The organism is Nitrospirales bacterium (assembly GCA_031315865.1).
In the GTDB taxonomy this organism is placed as follows: Bacteria; Nitrospirota; Nitrospiria; order Nitrospirales; family UBA8639; genus JAGQKC01.
The window spans coordinates 234,614-255,054 of the sequence record JALDRJ010000002.1; the positions used below are offsets into that span (position 1 = coordinate 234,614).

At 52.0% G+C, this 20,441-nt stretch carries 16 protein-coding genes; 5 read left to right on the forward strand and 11 right to left on the reverse strand.

Annotated elements, in window-relative coordinates; genetic code table 11:
- Positions 1 to 320 precede the first annotated feature (320 nt).
- A complete protein-coding gene (locus MRJ96_01075; GenBank protein MDR4500034.1) occupies positions 321 to 1,820 on the forward strand; it encodes a DUF2235 domain-containing protein in 1,500 nt (499 codons plus the stop codon).
- Here MRJ96_01075 and phoU read toward each other — a convergent pair.
- The 10 genes from phoU to MRJ96_01125 all read right to left on the reverse strand — a co-directional run bounded on the left by phoU (position 1,804) and on the right by MRJ96_01125 (position 14,281).
- On the reverse strand, positions 1,804 to 2,469 hold the full coding sequence (gene phoU / locus MRJ96_01080) for a phosphate signaling complex protein PhoU (GenBank protein MDR4500035.1): 666 nt from the start codon (positions 2,467 to 2,469) through the stop codon (positions 1,804 to 1,806). The genes MRJ96_01075 and phoU overlap by 17 nt on opposite strands.
- Before the next feature lie 27 nt (positions 2,470 to 2,496).
- On the reverse strand, positions 2,497 to 3,360 hold the full coding sequence (pstB, locus tag MRJ96_01085) for a phosphate ABC transporter ATP-binding protein PstB (GenBank protein MDR4500036.1): 864 nt from the start codon (positions 3,358 to 3,360) through the stop codon (positions 2,497 to 2,499).
- 38 nt (positions 3,361 to 3,398) lie between these two features.
- A complete protein-coding gene (pstA, locus tag MRJ96_01090) occupies positions 3,399 to 5,033 on the reverse strand; it encodes a phosphate ABC transporter permease PstA (protein ID MDR4500037.1) in 1,635 nt (544 codons plus the stop codon).
- Between the two features lie 11 nt (positions 5,034 to 5,044).
- Positions 5,045 to 7,360 (reverse strand): ABC transporter permease subunit, encoded by a 2,316-nt coding sequence (locus MRJ96_01095; GenBank protein MDR4500038.1) that lies wholly within the window; start codon positions 7,358 to 7,360, stop codon positions 5,045 to 5,047.
- 181 nt (positions 7,361 to 7,541) lie between these two features.
- Complete coding sequence (locus MRJ96_01100; GenBank protein ID MDR4500039.1) at positions 7,542 to 8,582, reverse strand: phosphate ABC transporter substrate-binding protein PstS family protein; 1,041 nt, start codon at positions 8,580 to 8,582, stop codon at positions 7,542 to 7,544.
- A 75-nt stretch (positions 8,583 to 8,657) separates the two neighbouring features.
- Entirely contained in the window at positions 8,658 to 8,978 is a 321-nt protein-coding gene (locus MRJ96_01105; GenBank protein MDR4500040.1) for a hypothetical protein, read from the reverse strand.
- A gap of 189 nt (positions 8,979 to 9,167) precedes the next feature.
- Entirely contained in the window at positions 9,168 to 10,607 is a 1,440-nt protein-coding gene (locus MRJ96_01110) for an ATP-binding protein (protein MDR4500041.1), read from the reverse strand.
- The gene (locus MRJ96_01115; protein MDR4500042.1) at positions 10,594 to 11,283 is read right to left on the reverse strand and encodes a response regulator; all 690 of its coding nucleotides are present in this window, start codon (positions 11,281 to 11,283) and stop codon (positions 10,594 to 10,596) included. The genes MRJ96_01110 and MRJ96_01115 overlap by 14 nt, the downstream gene beginning before the upstream one ends.
- Before the next feature lie 18 nt (positions 11,284 to 11,301).
- Positions 11,302 to 12,777, reverse strand: coding sequence for a TM0106 family RecB-like putative nuclease (locus MRJ96_01120; GenBank protein ID MDR4500043.1), 1,476 nt, complete (start codon positions 12,775 to 12,777; stop codon positions 11,302 to 11,304).
- A gap of 127 nt (positions 12,778 to 12,904) precedes the next feature.
- The gene (locus tag MRJ96_01125; protein ID MDR4500044.1) at positions 12,905 to 14,281 is read right to left on the reverse strand and encodes an AAA family ATPase; all 1,377 of its coding nucleotides are present in this window, start codon (positions 14,279 to 14,281) and stop codon (positions 12,905 to 12,907) included.
- Between the two features lie 146 nt (positions 14,282 to 14,427).
- Here MRJ96_01125 and MRJ96_01130 point away from each other — a divergent pair, with 146 nt between their 5' ends.
- The 4 genes from MRJ96_01130 to MRJ96_01145 are packed head-to-tail and all read left to right on the forward strand — an operon-like array spanning position 14,428 to position 17,961.
- The gene (locus tag MRJ96_01130) at positions 14,428 to 15,990 is read left to right on the forward strand and encodes an ABC transporter substrate-binding protein (GenBank protein ID MDR4500045.1); all 1,563 of its coding nucleotides are present in this window, start codon (positions 14,428 to 14,430) and stop codon (positions 15,988 to 15,990) included.
- Entirely contained in the window at positions 15,987 to 16,916 is a 930-nt protein-coding gene (locus tag MRJ96_01135; GenBank protein MDR4500046.1) for an ABC transporter permease, read from the forward strand. The genes MRJ96_01130 and MRJ96_01135 overlap by 4 nt, the downstream gene beginning before the upstream one ends.
- The gene (locus MRJ96_01140; protein MDR4500047.1) at positions 16,913 to 17,731 is read left to right on the forward strand and encodes an ABC transporter permease; all 819 of its coding nucleotides are present in this window, start codon (positions 16,913 to 16,915) and stop codon (positions 17,729 to 17,731) included. The genes MRJ96_01135 and MRJ96_01140 overlap by 4 nt, the downstream gene beginning before the upstream one ends.
- Complete coding sequence (locus MRJ96_01145) at positions 17,728 to 17,961, forward strand: DUF3565 domain-containing protein (protein MDR4500048.1); 234 nt, start codon at positions 17,728 to 17,730, stop codon at positions 17,959 to 17,961. The genes MRJ96_01140 and MRJ96_01145 overlap by 4 nt, the downstream gene beginning before the upstream one ends.
- Before the next feature lie 3 nt (positions 17,962 to 17,964).
- Here MRJ96_01145 and MRJ96_01150 read toward each other — a convergent pair whose 3' ends face one another.
- Positions 17,965 to 20,334 (reverse strand): PAS domain S-box protein, encoded by a 2,370-nt coding sequence (locus MRJ96_01150; GenBank protein ID MDR4500049.1) that lies wholly within the window; start codon positions 20,332 to 20,334, stop codon positions 17,965 to 17,967.
- Positions 20,335 to 20,441 lie beyond the last annotated feature (107 nt).

Below are 20,441 nucleotides of genomic sequence, written 5' to 3' on the forward strand. Positions count from 1 at the left end.
GCGAAGAGAAGCAAGAATTCCATGCCGGAGATCCCAAAATTTCACAATTTCGGGGCTGACCAAGGCCATAAAATCTTTCCCGCATACGCGGCGGGTTTATGGGGCTGTTGACAAAAGGCGCCAGTGGCGTTCCTGCACCATGATCCTCCTTAGCACTTTTCTTGTCAAAATTGTCAAAATGGGTTATAGAACACACTATTATATACGTAGTTGACCCTGACGACATCCCCGCCATAACACGGCATCATTCTTTGATCGCGCCCGGCTTCTTTGAGGAAATCGGTTTTCAAAAAGCTTTATCACTCGCAAGGCCTTACCCGATGAGCCTTCATTCACCTGCATTCAAAAAAATCGTGATCTGCTGTGACGGCACCTGGAATAAACCAGAAGTCGCGATGAATTCAAAACGCTACCGGCCGACGAATGTCCTCCGTATCGCAAGAGCTGTATCAAACGTCGATGAACAGTTTCATCATCAAATTATCTACTATGATTCAGGCATCGGAACCGACGGGGGGCTGGGCCACCGGCTCATCGGCGGCCTGACGGGCTACGGACTATCCGCTCGTATCATGAAAGCCTATCGCTTTGTCTGCCATAACTACGTGGAAGGCGATGTGCTGTATTTTTTTGGCTTTAGCCGAGGGGCTTACACAGTCAGGGCGTTGGCCGGGATGATCGGAGCGGTTGGCTTGCTGCATGCCAACGATCTTCATCACCTGCCGACCGCGTTCCGTTACTACAACACCCATCCAAAACAACGGCCATCCTTGCCGTTCGCGAAAGCATTCATTGCCTCTCACCATACCCGATCGGTCAGGATCAAATTTTTAGGTGTCTGGGATACGGTGGGCGCGTTGGGCATTCCCATCCCCTACCTTCGACCATTCACGAAAAAATGGGTGGGGTTTTTCAATACGGAGCTAGGAAGCCATGTGGAACACGGATATCATGCGCTTGCCATCGATGAACGGCGAAGACCATTCAAACCAAATCTCTGGTCCCGGTACGAACAATCTCCAGGATCAGCCACCAAAGACGTCTGCCAGGTTTGGTTTCCCGGCTCGCATTCCGATGTCGGCGGAGGGGCCGACGATACGACGTTATCCGATGAGTCACTGCTGTGGATGGTGAATCGAGCCGTTCAGTGCGGGTTACACTTCCCCGATCACTTCAGGACTGACCTCGACAAGACTCACAGGCGGGAAAGCAGCAAGCCGCAGAATTCTCTGAGTCTTCCGTACAAAGGCTTAATTCTTATCGGCGTCTTTCCCCACAAACGTATCATTGGAAATCGACGGGCGGTCGAACGCTTGTACGAAAGAACTCCCAGCACCTCGCCGATCTTACGAAACCTGCCACACCGCCTATCCGCCCCGCTCGAACCCGTCATCAATGAGATGATTCACGAAAGTGCGTTTCAAAAGTACGTGGCGTGCGAAATTTCAGCACAAGGCAGTTGCTATCAACCGCCGAATCTGGCGAACGCGATCAACTCGCTCCCCGTGTTCAGGGAAAAATATTATCGAACACGTTCTCACATCAGAAAAGCACTCAACCTTAAAGGACAGGTTCTCTCCCAACAGCAGACGGAAGACTGCCGGGTTCTCGATTTTTCGCCTCACGGCGGGGCCAAACTGCAGATGTCGGAACCGGCCAACCGCATAGGTCAGACCTTTATCCTGAACATTGATGACCCTGAATATAGGGGGAAAGACTATCGAGGACAAGTCGCGTGGCAGAGCAAGTACAGCCTTGGGCTGAAGTTCCTCTCAGAGACCGGAAAATCGAATGACGATCCGCTTAGAGTTCCGCAGTGACGGTATGGCGGATAATCTTCCCTTCGACCATGTACACCACGAGTTCCGCGACATTGGTCGCATGATCGGCGATGCGTTCAATATATTTGGAGATGAAGGAAAGCCGGATGGCGCGAGAAATCGTTTTCGGGTTTTCAATCATGTAGGACAATAATTCCCGGAAGAGTTGCTCGTTCAATTCATCGATTTCATCATCGTCTTCCAGAACCTTTCGCGCCAACACCGAATCGCCGCGTACGAACGCATCTAGAGCCTCCCCGACCATTTTCAGGCATTTTTCCGCCATGGCGGGAATATCGATGTAGGGCTTCAGCTGCGGTTCTTCATTGAGTTCGATCGTCCGTTCACAGATATTTTCCGCCAAGTCGCTCATCCGTTCCAAGTCGGTGGAGATTTTCATGGCCGTGGTGATGAATCGAAGATCTCGCGCGGCAGGTTGATAGAGCGCGAGGAGATTCAGACATGCCTCGTCGACTTCGACATCCAAGGTATTGACTCGGCGGTCATTATTGATGACCTCCTGCGCCAAATCAACATCGCGACTCGTCAGAGCATGTGTCGCCTGCTGAATCTGCTCCTCGACCAAGGCACCCATTCTCAATATTTTTTGTTTCAGCTCAGTTAATTCTTCGTCAAAATGGCGCTGCACAGGAATACCTCCTCATAGGGGTCCATGTCATCCAAATCGCCCAGTCACATAGTCTTCCGTACGACGATCTCCAGGGGTAGTGAATATTTTCTTCGTAACATCATACTCGATGAGTTCACCCATCAAGAAGAACCCCGTGTAATCTGACACGCGAGCGGCTTGCTGCATGTTATGCGTGACGATGACGACCGTGAGCTGCTCTTTCAGGGAATGCAACAGTTCTTCGATCTTGCCAGTTGAAATAGGGTCTAATGCCGAGCAGGGCTCATCCATCAGCAACACGTTCGGTCTCACGGCCAAGGCGCGCGCGATACAGAGTCGCTGCTGCTGGCCGCCGGAAATCCCAAGCGCGCTCGTATGCAACCGGTCTTTGACTTCATCCCACAGCCCCGCGCCCTGGAGACTTTCTTCAACGATTTCGTCCAATTGAGCACGGCGTCGTACGCCTTTGAGTTGCGGGCCATACGCCACATTCTGGTAGATGGACTTGGGAAATGGATTGACTTTTTGGAACACCATCCCGACTTTCGAGCGTAAATCCGTGATATCCAGGGAGGGCGCGTAAATGTCCTGCCCGTCTATGCGTATGGTTCCATCGAGACGAGAACCTTCGACTAAATCGTTCAAGCGGTTAAAACAGCGTAACAAGGTCGATTTGCCGCATCCGGAAGGTCCGATAAAGGCGGTCACTTTATTTTGCAGGATCGTGAGATCAATCTTAAACAGCGCCTGTTTTTCGCCATAATAAAAGTTCGCCTTCTCGACTGTAATTTTAGCGGCAGGGCGCCGCTCATCATTATCTTGATCTGCAATCACGAAGGTCTCCACCGGTTTAGGGGATTGTTTGGCTGTCGAGGATGATTTGGAAAGAATGCCAATAAGTGAACTCATGAGTATTATACCTTCCTGACAGTATGAAATAACACGACTTATATGGCAGAAGATCTGAACTTTTTCCGCATGTGATTCCGGATGGCAATGGCCGCAAGATTCAGGAAGATGACCACCATCACAAGAATCAAGGTGGTCACGTACACCATCGGCTTTGCGGCTTCAACGTTCGGCGACTGAAAACCGACATCGAAAATGTGAAACCCGAGATGCATGAATTTGCGCTCAAAATGCACGAATGGAAAATGCGTGTCCAATGGGAGAGCCGGAGCCAATTTTACGACCCCAGTGAGCATCAGAGGGGCCACTTCGCCTGTTGCGCGAGACACCGCCAAGATTAATCCGGTGAGGATGCCCGGCAACGCGCAAGGCAGAATCACGCGAACCATGCTTTCAATCTTCGTGGCGCCTAACGCCAGAGATCCCTCTCGATATTCTCGCGGCACGGCCGAAAGACCTTCTTCTGTCGCGACGATGACAACCGGCACGGTCAATAAGGCCAACGTCAACGAGGCCCATAGGATGCCCCCTGTTCCAAACGTCGGGTTCGGTAACGCTTCCGGATAAAAAAGGCTGTCAATGGTTCCTCCGACCGCATACACAAAGAATCCCAACCCGAACACGCCGAAGACGATCGAAGGGACCCCCGCCAGGTTATTCACCGCAATACGCACGATACGGACGATCAACCCTTGTTTCGAGTATTCCCTGAGGTAAAAAGCCGCCAGGACTCCGAACGGCACCACGGCCACGCTCATGATCAAGACCATCATGACCGTTCCAAATATGGCCGGGAATATGCCTCCCTCCGTATTCGCTTCTCGAGGCTCTTCAGTCAAAACGGCCCAAAAGTTTTGACAATAGGTCAGGATTTTGTCAAACGTCCCCATCGCATTCGGACGGATGGCATCCACAATTTGCCCAACCGGTAAAGTTTTTTCCTGGCCATTCGCATCGACCAGGACCACTGAATATTCGTCCAATCGTTGTGTCAAACCTCGGAGAGAATCGACGTGAGCTTGGTACTCTTTTTCTAAACTCTGAATGTGCTGACGAAGCTCTACGACGTCCGTCGAATTCCCACGGCCTGCGAGTTCTAGGCCCCGAATTTTAAGGCGGGCGCTTTCGATCTCATGATTAATGTCGCCAATCTCGTCACGTCGTATATGTTCAATGTTGTCATGCAGTTCATTCGCCTGTTCGACCAGGGGCCCTAAACGCTTCCAGCTCTCGGCGTGTCCTGAGCTGACGGTCTCCTCTCCATGTTTGATCGCTTGAACCCAGCCATAAAAGTCACCCCATTCTCTTCGCTCGAAGGCCACCGCATCATTCGGCGTTTCAGCGGACATGATCTGGTCGGTATCGACCCATCGAAAGTCCAGGCCATAGAGGTCTCGATTCCCGATCTTCAACTGAACACGCGTTTTTCCGTCAGGAAATTGAGGAGTTTCAGAATCAGGAATGACCTCTTCCCCCTTGAGTTCCCCGAGTATTTTAGTCCCGTCTTTGAGCTGCATTTCCACGAGCGCGTGAGGCCAAAAAAACCCTAGTCCATTGATCATGATCAGGATGAGAACTCCCCCGACCAGGAGCAACGACGTGGCGACCGCTGCACCGCAGAACCAAACGAACAACGTTCCTGAGTCGAAAAACTTTTTGATCTCTCGTGTCATGATGCCGACCGCTAAAATTGGCTGTAGCGTGCCCGGAGCCGCTGTCTCACGATTTCGGCGAAGGTGTTCACCACAGACGTGAACAGAAACAGGATTAACCCCGCCAAGAAGAGCAGCCGGTACAGCGTTCCGCCATGAGGCGCCTCTGGCATTTCCACCGCAATGTTCGCCGACAACGTTCGAAACCCATTAAACAGATTCATATCCATAACCGGGGTATTACCGGTCGCCATTAAGACGATCATGGTTTCGCCCACGACGCGTCCGAGTCCGATCATCAGCGCGGAAAACAACCCAGGGCTGGCTGAAACGATGACGAGTTTGGTCAAGGTCTGCCATGGGGTCGCCCCGAGAGCGAGGGACCCCGCCACTAAATGACGCGGGACATTATTGATCGAATCTTCAGAGATGCTAAAAATTGTGGGGATGACCGCCATACCCATCGCAAAGGCGATCACGAGCGCATTCCGCTGATCATACCCCAACCCAAAGTTGGACAGTAACCATCGCTTATAGTCTGAATCAAACAGCCAACTTTCAACCTGCTGATTCATCTGCAAACAGACCCACACCGTCCCGCCCATGACGACGAGCAGCGCCAAGAGCTCCGCCACGTTCCCAGACTTGCCTCTCATCAGTGGAGGCAGAAATTGCCAGCCGACGCAGACCAGAAGAATCGCCAACGGTAGAAATATGAACATGGCCACGACTGCGGGAAAGATCTTTTCCAGCAACGGAGCGAACCACAATCCAGCAAGAAATCCCAGCACCACCGTAGGCAGGGCTTCCATGATCTCCACCACCGGCTTGACGACTGCCCGAACGTTTGGATTCATGAACATCGCGGTGTAAATCGCCGCCAATACCGCGATCGGAGTCGCGAGGAGCATCGCGTAGATCGTGCCCTTCAACGTCCCGAACATCAACGGCCATAAGCCAAATTTCGGCTCAAATGCGTCAGACCCTCCAGTTGACTGCCAAATATGATTCGGTTCTTCGTAGCCTTCGTACAATATCGCCGAAAATAACGACGCCACCGTCGATTCCGGGTGTTCATTCTCGAGATCATACACCGTGAGTATTCCCGCCTGATCCACGGCAACGACACCATCAGACTTCGGCGAAAACTTGACTGACAACACAGACGACCCGTTTCCCTCGATATTGAGTAACGTCTGATGTGACGTCGAATGATGGACGGCTATCCCACCGGAAGAATCGGTTGTGACAAATCCCTTGTCTCGCAATGAAGGAGAAATCGCGGTCACCGCCCCGTGATGCCGATCGAAGTCTCGTATTTTTTCCAATCGCGGATCTCCGCCCACATCTGGATTGATGACCGACATCCACACCGACACTGTCCCTTTATCCGTCCCGACCACGATCGATCGATCGCCGATCAAGTACGACAAAGCCGTAATGGATGTCCCGACCGAGTAGGTCCCCATCAATCTTGGGTTCTCGACAGTTCTGATATCCCAGTACATTAATTTTCCGGCAGACGTGCCGGCGATCAAATTTTCTCCAAGATCATCCAAGAGCAGGACTGAAATGGTGTCAACGCCCTCATCCGTTACTTCCGTTTGAAGGATCGTGACTTCAGTCTCTTGCGCGAAGAGACCTCCGGATTCCGACTCTTCAACTTTCGTGATGAAGAGTCGCCCCGATTCCGTCAAGGCACACATGACGGTTCCGTTTTCAATTTCACGATAGGCTAGTTGGGCGATGGGCTCAGAAGTTGGAACGGCCTTAATCGGCTCTGCAGAAGTGACGACAGGGCTTATGCTCCTCTGGTCGTTTTGAAATGTGACCTGATAATTGACATAGAGGGGAATGACCCGTCCATCACGTGTCGCGAGACCATACGTATCGCCTTTTCCCGGAGAGCGAGCGACCGTGGTCACGAGTTCTTCGTCAAATTTTGGGATTGACTCGAGGGGAACAGGCTTGCCGGCAGGCAGTGCATAGAAGGAAATCTCGCCTTTTTCCAGGAGGTATCCGACTTCCATGTATTCATCAATCCCTACGCCGATCGTGCGAGGGGATTCATTCGCCAACGATTCCACGATGTGACTGGAAGTGGTTTGCTCGTGAGAAGCCGAATAAAACAGGGGCGCGACTTCAACGAAAAGATACGTGAAAATTCCAAATATGCTGATGATCGTGGCGAGACCACCGATCGTGATGACGCTGGTGGCCAATGTGTCGACCCAGCGCCGCAAGGTTCTGGTGGTCACACCCGATAGAAAAGAAGAAGCCGGGGTTTCCGGAATATCAGCTGAATCCGCGGTCGTGTTGACGTTACTCATAAGCTTGTCGATCGTCATCTAGCCTCACCACTTCATAATCACGAAGTGGCGCATTGACACTCAAACACAAAGAGCCATGCCTTCATCCTGGAACCGCATCAAAGGCATGGCTCTCGTGCTTATTCTGACTTAACGGTTCATTGCGCCCTCATAACAGTCATGCGAGAACGTGGACAACAGAAAATCGCACGATTGAGAGTTATGACATTTCGCCAATCTTTTTATCAATCAAGTTCTGCGGCAGTGGGAAATACCCATCCTTTATGACCACCTGCTGACCCTCCTTACTATACACAAAACTTAAAAATTCCTTTACCAGCGGCGGCAAGGGTTTTCCTGGAGCCTTATTGACATAGACGAATAAGAATCGCGCCAACGGATATTTCCCGGATGACGCATTGGCAAACGTTGGATCAAAACAGCCTTGGCCTTTTTTGTCGGACAATGGGATCGCGCGGACACCTGAAGTTTTATACCCGATCCCGCTGTACCCCATCCCTCCACGGTCCTCCGTCACGCCCTGTACGACGGACGCTGAGCCTGGTTGCTCTTTGACATCATCCCGATAATCACCTTTTTTCAAGACTTTCTCTTTAAAAAACCCATAGGTTCCTGACGCCGAATTCCTGCCATACAGGCTGACCCGCCTCGACTCCCATGTTCCATTGAGACCAGCCTTTCCCCACGTGTCGATCGACACATTGTAGCCGCGCCGACGGGTCTTGGAAAAGGCCGCATCAACTTCCTCCATGCTCAGACATTGCACCGGATTATCCTTGTTCACGTACAAAGCAAGCGCATCGACGGCCACGGGAAACGCCGTTGGCTTATAGCCAAACCTGGCTTCGAATTTATCCATTTCTTTGGCTTTCATCTGTCGAGACATTGGACCGAGTTGCGCGGTCCCCTCGATCAACGCAGGAGGAGCCGTGCTCGACCCCTTCCCTTCGATCTGAATCTTGACGTTCGGGTACTGCTTTCGAAAACCCTCGGCCCATAATGTCATCAGATTATTCAACGTATCAGATCCAATGCTGTTCACATTGCCGGATACGCCACTGACTCGTTCGTAAGCTTTCCACCCAGGATCCGTCATGGAATCACTTCCGGCAAACGTCACCGACGTACCCGTCAGGATCAAACCGAGCGATAGCCCGATGAATGTGGCGCCTTTCAAGAATGGAACGTAAGACGATCCATGCTTTTCGCCCAAATGATCAAGATTGTTTTCTGCCTTCATAAATGTACCTCCAGTTAAAACGTAAAACGGTTATGCATAGTAAGGAAACAGTATGTCTGCCGTGTAACGCTCATGTTACGAAGCTGTTAACTCCATCTTCACCACTGATCGACGGACCAATTTTCCCACGGATGGGCCGAGATATTGGGGTTTCCCGAACGACCGAATCATGATTCCGTATTCAGCCTGTTCTAATTCAAGCTTTTCCTCCCCCCACAACCAACTCACGGCTTTCAGCACCTCAACCCACCGACAGTGAGGCAACTGAGCGACAAGTTCCTCCACAGACATGGAACCATTCACGTGGAGAATTGAGAGTATGCTGTCTTGCAGCTCGGCTTCCCGTTCATTCGGGCTCACTTCGTCTTGGGTATTCGCTGACTTAAAGTGTGTCATGATTCACGCTCCAAGGCTCTAGTGAATAATGAATCGTCTGTTCTTTAAGACAGCATAGCCAGAGCATGTTACGGATAGAAGTGAAGGGCGTTACATCGTCGTAAAATCTGGCTGACTGGTGAATACTCCTCTCATCCCTTACGCATCGGGTGATGAAACACAGAAAGCGTAACACAACGTGATGGGCGGCTAGGCAAGATTCATTGAAACTGAAGAAGCCTGTGCGGGAAGCACTACCTTGACCGTGGTTCCTTTTCCCACTGTGCTGTCAATGTGAATGGTCCCTCCCTGCAAATGCACAAGATGTTTGACGATAGCCAGCCCAAGCCCCGTCCCGCCTTCTTCGCGTGAGCGTGCCTTATCGACTCGATAAAACCGTTCCGTGATGCGTGAAAGATCTGAAGGGGGAATGCCTTGACCGGTGTCGCGTATCTCCAACGTCACAGGTCCAGACGCTCCGTTTGAGGACACCGTCGAGAACGTCACTTGCCCATTACTCGCCGTATACTTGAGGGCATTGTCCAGCAGATTCACGATGATTTGACTGACCCGGTCCCGATCCGCGTAAACCTGCACGTCGGCAGCAACCCGATTCTCGAACGTGATGCCTTTCTTCACGGCCTCTCGCTCGTAGATCCCAGACACTTCATTGACCACTTCCATCAATGACAACGGCTCCTGTTTCAGACAAACCTTGCCAGCCTCAATGTCCGAGAGGTTCATCAGATCCTTGACCAATCGGCCCAGCCGATCCGCGTGGGAATGGGCCACGCCCAAAAAGCGGCGATACATGGCTGGATCAGGAGACGTTTCATCGAGCAACGTCTCCAAATAGCCTTTGATGGCCGTCAGAGGGGTACGAAGTTCATGCGAGACATTCGCCACAAACTCGGCCCGGACACGCTCTAAGCGTCGGAGTTCGGTAATGTCGTGAAGCACGAGAATCAGTCCGCGCTGTTGCGCGACCAAGGCAAGCGGGATGGCATTAATCTCCAGTACCCGGCGTTGAGGGCTCGCCAGCACCACTTCCCGCTCACGAGGCTCGGCATTCGTGAGCGATTGGCACTGATCCACAAAGTCTGCCAGGTCCCGGTTCCTGACGACTTCCAACAACGGACGAGCTTCGACCTGTTCGTCAGCCAAGTCCAAGATTCTTCGCGCACTGGGATTGATCACCACGATTCGTCCTTGCCGGTCCAGAGCCATAACGCCCTCCACCATGCTATCAAGGATCATGGTGACTTTGGCCCGCTCCTCCTCAAGAGCATGCAGACGTTCTTGCACACACAAAGAAAGTTGCGTGAGAGTGTTCCGTAGCTCTTCTAATTCATTCCTGGATTCCCGATCCTGGTCTTGTTGACCGAATAACGAAAGGAGTCGCCCCGCGATACTTTGCGCGTCGTGCACCGGCCTCAAGAGTCCCTTCATGAACCAGAGAGAGACTCCAAATACCAGTGCCGCGAAACACGCCACAGTGACAATAGCCCAACCCACGTCCGGCGCGTTGTTGCTTAACACCACGCCAGTGACGATCCCGAACGCCACCAAAAGCACAGACACGACAGAAAGCATGACGGAAAGCGGACGTTTCATCGACGAGGTCGCCGCCCGTGCCTTAGGGCTCCGCATTGAATCGATACCCCACGCCTTTCACGGTCACGATTCTCCCTTGCTCAGATCCAAGTTTTTCCCGGAGTCGCCGGACGTGCACATCGACGGTCCTGGACTCAATATCGATAGCATTCGTATACCCCCAAACGGATTCGAGAATTTGATTGCGATTCAAGACTCGTCCGTTGGCCCGCATGAGCGCGCACAACAAATCAAATTCTTTGACCGTCAATTCCACGATTTGCCCTTCAACGTGCACTTGATGCTTGGCTTCATCCACATCGAGCGCTCCGACCTTCTTGATCGGGCTGTCGTCCGGCTCCCGCCCTCGACGCAACACGGCCTTGACGCGCGCCACAAGCTCTCGAGGACTGAAGGGTTTGACGATATAATCATCGGCTCCCATTTCCAGTCCTACGATTCGATCGACCTCCTCGGCTTTCGCCGTCAGCATAATGATGGCCATGTGAGCCGTCGTAGGATCCTTGCGAAGCATTCGGCAGACTTCCAAGCCATCGATTCCTGGAAGCATCAAGTCGAGGATTAACAGGTCCGGCTTCTTCTCCCGGGCCAAATGGAGCGCACTGTCGCCGGTCGCGGCATCGAGACAGAGCAACCCCTCTTTTTCAACATGAAACCGAACAAGCTCAACAATGTCGGCTTCATCGTCAACGATTAACACAGTCTGTGCCATAAATTGAGCTCCTCCCTCCTATTCGTTGACCGTCTCCTTCATGACGGGATGTTGTTGCGCAAAGTAGTCTTTGATCGCCATCATGGCTGCGCAATCATCTTCGTTATACCGTAAAATCCGTTCAAGCAAAGCCTGTTGAGAAGGATTTTTCAAATAGTCATTAAACCAGGCGATGGAATTCGCCCCAGAGGGATCAGGGTCTCTCCACCGGAACCCCACCATTTTGGCGATATGCTTGATGCTATAGGAAAAGGTGGGCCAGTCAGAGTAAATCACGATCAGATCGGAGTACAAATCGTATTCCCGTTCGACATACCGGTCAAAGACCGCTCGATCCAGCCCATATCGTTCCATGAGTTGTTTTAAAGATGTTCGCTCCTTGTGTGAATACACATAGTAGGTCCCTTCATCCACCGAGGCAAGAAAGTCCCAGAACGCTCGAACAGTCTGCTCCTCTTCTTGAGGCTCGCGCGCGAGAAAATACTGATACGATGGGGGATTTTTCCCTTCTCGAATCAAGAGACCATATAAATAGGTCAGAGATTGTGTCGGGTCATCTTCAATATCAAAGTAGATTTCGCGCGCGCGGTCCGGAAATGCGTATCCTGGTTGAATGCGTGGTTCATGGCGTAAAAGAACTTGGGCTCTCTGCTTCATCCGCGCCAGCGACCGTTCTCCCATCCTGGGGATTTTCTTCGGTGGCTTGAGATAGTCTCCTATCTCCATTCGTGCAATGTCTTCGACCGTGTGAAGCCCCACCGTTTTCATGAGAAATTTCTGTTTGCCCACGAAAAATAAACTCGTCGGGTCAGAACGTTCGCGCACCCACTGCTCGCAGCGATTGAACCATCCGCACAAATAACACTGACTGCCCAGAACCGGTTCAGAAGTATCATCCGCATTCACCAATCGACGCACCTGTTCTAAGGCCAGGGAAAAGTCGGATTCAAATGGCGCAGGATCGAACACTTCAAATTCTTTCTGGCCATTGATGATTCGCGCGAGCGTTGGAAGAGTCCCTTGGTGGCTTTTCAAGAGCATTCGATAAAAAAGCACTTGAAACGCATAATGCTCCTTGAACCTTGGCTTACGTCCTTCCGTCTGCTCCCATCCCTTGCCGGCCTTAATCTCGATCGGTTCATAACAATAATCGCCAAACCGAGAAGACGCCTCTTCGCATTTCACCAACAAGTCCGGTCGGCCCACGTAGGAATCATCTTGAAGACACCCCTGATAGATCACGGCCACGCCTTGCTCCATCAATCGAATCGTTTCGTCAAACGCGACATTCAATGAAAGCGGCTGCAAGTCCGCGACCTCCTGGTCCTCCAACGACGCCAAATATTCGCGTTCCGTTTGCAGGCCCAGTTCCCACAGCAGCCGGATAAACGTGTTGACTGTTCCTTTTTGACTCAAATCACCATGGGCGTCCAAATAGACGCGATGGGCGCACTTCGTGAAATTATACAGGTCTTGGGCTGTGATGGATTTCATGACTCGCGCAGGCGTGGCTTGAGACACCCCGTGACTATCACGCAGTGTACCAGGAACGGGAAGGCTGAAAAAGACTAGGAATCAGATGAGCAAGAAGTTATCAGGAGGAACATGCGTGGGTCGCATACTAGTACTCTCCGGCATCCGCTTCTCCCTGCTCTTCCTCCACGAAGAAATAGGTATGACAAGCTCGATCGAGCAGTGTTTTATCGAGCGTGGGAGGCACATCCTTGAACTTGGCAATGCTCACGACTTGCTCGATCAGATCTCGTGGGTGACAGCTTCGCATGTTGAGATGATACTTGTCGTAAATATTTTCGAATAAATATTCTACGGCTTCCGGCACAAATGGCACGCCCTTGCTCTCGCATATTTTTTGAAAAATATACGCATATTGTTGCCGTGTGGGATCAGCGATGTACACCTTATTCCTGATTCGTCGGAGAAACGCTTCATCGGCGAGCTTCTGGGGTTCCAGATTGGTCGCAAAAATGACGATGGTATCGAACGGAATCTGAAAGACTTTTCCACTGTGGAGGGTCAAATAATCGACGCGTTTTTCTAGCGGCACGATCCATCGGTTCAGCAAATCTCGTGGCCGAACGAGTTGCCGCCCGAAGTCATCGATCAGAAAGACTCCCCCGTTGGCTTTAATATGTGGCGGGGCTTTGTAATACTTCGCGATGGGATTGAACGATAAATCCAACATTCCCATCGTCAATTCTCCTCCCGCAAACTCGACGGGTCGACGACATAATTCCCAACGTGGGTCGCATTCGATCTTGGTTTCAATGAACGAATTCGATACCTCAACCGGTGCCCCTGAGGATTGATGCGAGATTGGGTCAAACACTTGAATGATTTGCCCGTCGACTTCCACCGCATACGGGATATAAATTTCTCCTCCCCCGACCATTTTCAGCATTTGCCCGATGGCTTCAGCGATGACCGTCTTTCCATTGCCTGGCGGGCCATACAGGAAGATAGGCCAACCAGAATTAATCGCCTCTCCGATTTGCTCCACCGTTTTTTCAGGAAGGATCAGGTGCGCCGTCGCCTGTTCGACGATCGCCCGATTAATCTTCAATCGACTAATCGGTTGACGATTGATCATCTCGGCATACTGCGCGAGCGGAACGGGAGCCGGCCCCACGTACCGACTAATCTCAAAATAGGCTTGTGCACGATTACGGCCTTCATCCGTGAGTGTATACCGATACAGAACCCCCAAGGGTTCACCATGCCCCCGTACGGCACAGAGCTTGTCTCGCTGAAGAATCGTAAACAGTTCTTTCATCACGCTATAAGGAAGCTTCAGATGTGCTCCACCACTCGCTTCTGTCAGCTCACCAGTCGACACGAGCGTTTTGACGAGTAACTGGATGAGCAATTCTTCGGACAGCCCCGTGTCCTTGAGTGACGTAGGCGCTTGTGGGCCCTTCACCGAGCGAGTAGATTCGACTTCGACCACTGGTTTCGTAAGAATTCCTGAGGCAGCACTCATACAAACACTCCATCGATTCGTGTGAAAGATGATGCGGTTTCTAGCTAAGGCTCAACGAAGAGATCATCCTGCCGACGGTAAGCTCTTCTTCGCAAAGTATTGGAGTTGGAGAAAACGCTTCCATGCGGTATCCTTAAAGAATACCCATGGTCGGCATACAGCCTTTTCATTCTCAGTCCATCACCCTTTTTCTGGGCTTTTGGCTTCGTATCGCGATCGCAGGACTCTGCCTGGGTTGCGCCGAAGATCCTTCCACACCGGCCCTCAGTTTTGGGCTGGCCAGCGGGCCAGCGAATTTTGATCCCCGCTTCGCCACAGACGCCACATCAGCCAGGTTAAATCGACTGCTCTATGCGCGACTCGTGGATTTTGATGACGCAACGCGACCGATTCCATCACTGGCCGAGTGGCAACAATTATCGCCCACCCACTACCGGTTTCACTTACGGCCACAACGTTCGGCATTCCATCATGGTCCTCGCCTCACCGCTTATGATGTGAAAGCCACGTATGAATTCGTCGTCAACCCGAAACATCACTCTCCCCACCGAAGTTCGCTCTCGCTCATTTCCAAGATTGACGCGCTCTCAGAAGACATCGTGGACTTCCATCTGAAAACGCCAGACCGGCTCTTTACGAGCTATCTTGTTATCGGCATTCTTCCGTCGAAACTTATTCAACAGCAACATCCTTTTCATAGCCATCCTATCGGCAGCGGACCCTTCGCCTTCGTCGAGCGACCAGATGACGCTCGTTGGCGCTTGATTCGCCGAGTCGATGGTCAAATGTTTGAGTTTTTACGTATTCCTGACCCGACCGTGCGGGCGATAAAGCTGTTGGCCGGCGAAATAAGCATGACGCAGAACGATCTCCCGTATGAAGTGATCGCGTTTCTTGAAGCCCAGAATCAGATTCGGGTCCAACGACAAAAAGGCGCGAACTTTACGTATCTTGGCTTTAACCTACAAGACCCCATCGTCGGTCAACGCAGCGTTCGGGAGGCCATGGCCCACGCCATCGACCGCGAGAAAATTATTCAGTATCTCTTTCAAGGTTCCGCCCAACCAGCCAATGCCCTGTTTCCTCCCGAACATTGGGTTGGCTCCCCTCATTTATCGGGATATGCGTACGATCCGGTCCGTGCCCGACAGCTGTTACAGGATGCCGGCTTCGACCGCAAACATCCGCCCCGTATTACGTACAAGACCACGACTGATCCGTTTCGACTTCGATTGGCGGCCATTCTTCAAGCGCAACTGACCGAGGTGGGGTTCCATGTTTCTATCCAAAGTCACGATTGGGGAACCTTTTACGGCGACATCAAAGCCGGTCGATTTCAGATGTATAGTTTGTCCTGGGTTGGGTTAAAGACTCCGGATATCTTTCATTACGCATTCCATAGCCAGTCCCTCCCTCCTAGCGGAGCCAACCGGGGACACTTTCTCGACGAACAGACAGACAGGCTCATCGACCAGGCACAGAGCGCCCAAGACGCCGACCAGCAACAAGCCATCTATCGCCGTCTGCAGAGTCATTTGCTCCAGGCTTTGCCTTACGTCCCATTGTGGTTCGCAGAACATGTGTTCATCGCGAAACAGGACATTCAGGGATACCGGCTTTCATCTGACGGCAACTTCGACGGTCTCCTAGAAGTCAACCCGTCACGACCGTTGATAACAGCGACGCCATCCCGTCAAGGACGGACATGACAAGATTTCTTCTGACAAGGTGTTCGAGCGCCTTGTTCGTTATCCTGGGCGTCTGTTGCCTGGTTTTCATCCTCATTCATCTGATTCCAGGAGATCCCATTGATGTCATGTTGGGAGAAAATGCACACCCCACGGACAAAGAGGCCCTGAGAAAAGCCATGGGATTCCATCTTCCAGTCCATGTGCAACTGCGCGATTATCTTCTTCGGCTGTTGCAGTTAGATCTGGGGCATTCGATTCATTCAGGTCGAGCCATCACCGAAATCCTTCAAGAACGGTTACCCGCCACGATAGAGCTCGGCCTGGCAGCGTTCCTGGTCTCGATCCTCTTGGCCTTTCCCCTGGGAATCGCAGCGGCCATGCGTCAGAATACCGTGACGGATGTCGCAGCCATGACATTCGCGCTTGGCGGAGTCTCAATTCCGAATTTTTGGATGGGGCCGATGCTCATACTCGTCGGAGCATTATGGCTAGGCTGGTTTCCGGTCAGTGGCCGAGAAGGCTTTCTCTCGCTCGTTCTTCCGGCGCTGACACTCGGAACAGCCATGGCGGCGATCTTATCGCGCATGATACGAAGCGCGCTGCTGGAAGTGATTCATGAAGACTACATCCGAACAGCCCACGCCAAGGGTCTCTCGAGCGTCCGTACCACGTTTCATCATGCGTTGCGTAATGCGATGCTTCCCGTCCTGACCCTTCTGGGTCTGCAATTAGGCGCATTACTCAGCGGAGCGGTCATTACCGAAACCATTTTTTCCTGGCCAGGCCTGGGGTCATTGATGATCGAAGCCATTCAACAACGAGATTACCCCATTGTGCAGGCCGCAATTCTGTGCATCAGCGGCCTATATATCGGAGTGAACCTCTTGACTGACGTGCTTTACGCGTGGATTGATCCTCGAATCCGTATTCAAGAGACCTCATGAATCGACTCGTGTTTCCGCTATCGCTCATCACGATTTGGGGTCTGGTCGCCATACTCGGGCCGGCGTTGCCGATCGTGCCCAATCAGATCGACCTCACAAAAATTTTGAGCCCGCCCACCTCGCTCGAATGGTTCGGGCATGATGACCTCGGACGACCGATTGCCGACCGATTGATCGTCGGAGCCCGAACCTCCTTCTTCGTTTCAATCTTCGTGGTGATGTTGGCCTCGACAGTCGGCAGCTGTGTCGGCATGCTCGCCGCTTACTATGGCGGATGGGCCGACCATGTGTTAAGCAGAGTCATCGACATTTTTCTGGCATTTCCAGGGATTCTTCTGGCTATCGCTCTGGCCGGGGTCATGGGACCAGGCATCCACAATGTCGTGCTGGCGCTGGCCTGTGTTGGGTGGGTGGGCTATGCCCGCCTGGCTCGCGGACAAGTGTTGAGTCTCAAGGAATCCGACCAAATCACTGCCGCCCGGGCACTGGGCGCCACCTCATTTCGGATCATGTTCCGTTATTTGCTCCCCGCACTCAGCGCGCCACTCCTTATTGAACTGAGTTTTGGCATTGCCAGCATTGTCATCGCGGAGGCCGGTCTTTCGTTCCTCGGACTGGGCGTACAGCCACCTGAAGCATCTTGGGGGAACATGATACGTGATGGGACCCGCTATATGCTCATGGCGCCCCATGTCGTCATTCTCCCAGGATTGGCGTTAATGTTGGTGGTCTTAGCGGTCAATCTCCTTGGAGACTGGATGCGGGACTATTTAGATGTCAAGGCAAACGTGGGCAGAAGGAACCAAGCAACATGAATCAACCCATTATCGGATATCATCTGGACGAGGAAGGCGATTGGGTGGCGGATCTGGCCTGTGGGCACGGACAGCATGTTCGACACAATCCCCCCTGGAGCGTCAGAACCTGGGTTCTCTCGGAGGAAGGTCGTAAGGAAAAACTGGGAGAACAACTGAACTGTAAACGTTGTGAAGAGCCTATGGAAGAGCCCATTGAAGACAGCAAGGACAAACCGGAGAACTTTTGAAGCCTACGAACGAAACGAATCCATGACAAGACGGTACATGACGTCACTGAGTTCGAGGAGAGAATAGGGCTTGGTCATCACGGCCTGAAATCCAAAGGCTTGATACTGTGCCATGATCGGATCATTGGAATAGCCACTCGACACGACGGCTTTGACTTCGGGGTCGATCTGGAGAAGTCGTTGCATCGTTTCCTTCCCCCCCAACCCGCCCGGCACAGTCAAATCAAGGATCACGGCGGAAAACGGATCATTGGCTTTCTGCGCATCCTGGTACAGACTGAGCGCTTCTTCCCCGTTTTTGGCCATGGCAAAGTGATACCCGCAGGAACGAAGCATCTCGCTCGCCAGGACACGAATCGACTCTTCATCATCCATCACAAGAACTTTACCCGTTCCATGTTTTTTCGTGTGCGGCAGAAGAGGCCGACGCATCGTGCCTTTCGGACAAGCCGGCAGGTACAACGAAATACACGTCCCACGCCCCGGCGTGGACTCCGCCGTCAGATGTCCGTGATGCTTTTTCATGATCGTGTACGCAGAGGTTAGCCCTAGGCCATGACCATCGGATTTGGTCGTAAAATACGGGTCGAATATTTTGGGCAAGTCTTCAGAAGCAATGCCAGACCCAACATCGGTAAATGAAACTTTCACGTAGCCTTCGCCAATCGTGGAACCCCCGAGTTCCGCAGAAGGCTCATTCATCGCATGATTCTCCCAACGGATCGTCAATAACCCCTTCGAGGTCATCGATTCAACGGCATTGGTCACGATACTCTGTATAGCTTGACTGATTTGGCCGGCATCAACTTCGACGAGCCACAGGGGCTCTTCATACTCGTACTTTCGCGCGATCGGAGAACCGGAAAGAACAAACTCCACGGTGTTCTTCACCAAAACATCCAACGACGTCACCCGCTTAATGGGATCTCCACCTTTCGCGAACGTTAACAATTGCTGGGTGAGATCCTTCGCCCGATTTCCTTCATGTTCTGCGACATGCAAATACTGAGCACCAGGACTTCCCTCTGTAAAGAATCCCTTGGCGAGTGAGATATTCCCAAGAACGCCGGTCAACAGATTATTAAAATCGTGCGCGATCCCACCGGCTAAGGTCCCGATCGCCTCCATTTTCTGGGACCGCAAGAGCTGCACATCGAGTCGACGTCTCGTTGTTTCAACACGCTTGCGTTCTGTCACATCACGGGTCACACCCACAATTCCAATCGTTCCCCCTTGTTCATCCCGGTAAAACCGGGCTTGAATCTCGGCCCAAAACACTGACCCGTCTTTCCGACGATGCTCAAGCTCCAATGTCCGAGACCGGGACAAATTGACTAAAGGGTCTTGCTCAGCCGCCAGTTCTTCTTTCATCACTGACCGCGCTCTATCGAGAGACCCTTCGGTTAACACATCTTCCAATGAAATCGTTGGGACTTCTTCGAGGGAATATCCCAACATCTGCTCGACCGAGGGACTCATGTAACGAAAATGACGGCCGTCAAGATCCATCATCCAAAGAAGATCGGTAATGTTCTCCGCCAAAAACTGGAAACGCGTTTCTGACGTATGCAATTCTTCGGTACGTTCTTTCACGATCTGCTCGAGATCATCTCGATGCCGGATCAATTCCTGCTCCATCCGTTGACACATGTTGACTTCTTCGAGTAACGCTTGATTGAGCGATTCGGCCCTATCCCGTTCTTCCGACAGGTGAGCAATCAGGCTAGAATTTTCCGACTGTAGCCCAATGGCACTGATCAGCACTTTATGATTTCGCAACATCGTCACGATCATCATGATCAGGAAGAAGATGCCCACGGCTCCCATCGCAATATGAAAATGGCTTCCTCCAGCAAAAAACCTCACGATCAGGGGCAGCGTGGCAGGCAAACTATAGGCCAGAAACGCTTCGATCGAAGCGGCATGAGCGGCTGTGGCTCCGGCAACCATGCCTCCGACGATGAGAGCCAGAAAAATCTGGTGGGGGATGGAATCCTGCGGATAGAGAAATACCGGTAACGCTCCCCAAACCAAACCAACTACGACCATTCGGGTAATAAACCAGGAATCCCAGAAAGTTGGACGGAAAGCTGGACGAGAGGATGTTTTCTTGTGCGTCTGATATTGATACAGAAGGATGATGCCGAAAATATTCACGAGGAACACGCACACTAACCATATGACGATTGACGTATGCGGAACCACGTTCCATTGCATAAAACCGAGAACACATGCGTTGACGAATGAGCCAATAATGCCTATGGGGGCATTGGCGTAGAGTTGATCAACTTGCTGAACATACACAGACTGATGATGGACAGGAAAAATTGATTTACCGCCAATGGCGGAAGAAGAGAAATCTCGACCCGGCATGTAAGGCCTAATTCCTGAGGGGAATGAGATAACCTAGCCGTACTGAAACGTCACCCAAGAACGATGAATCATGAACGTACCAATCAACACCCATCTCTGGATGACGT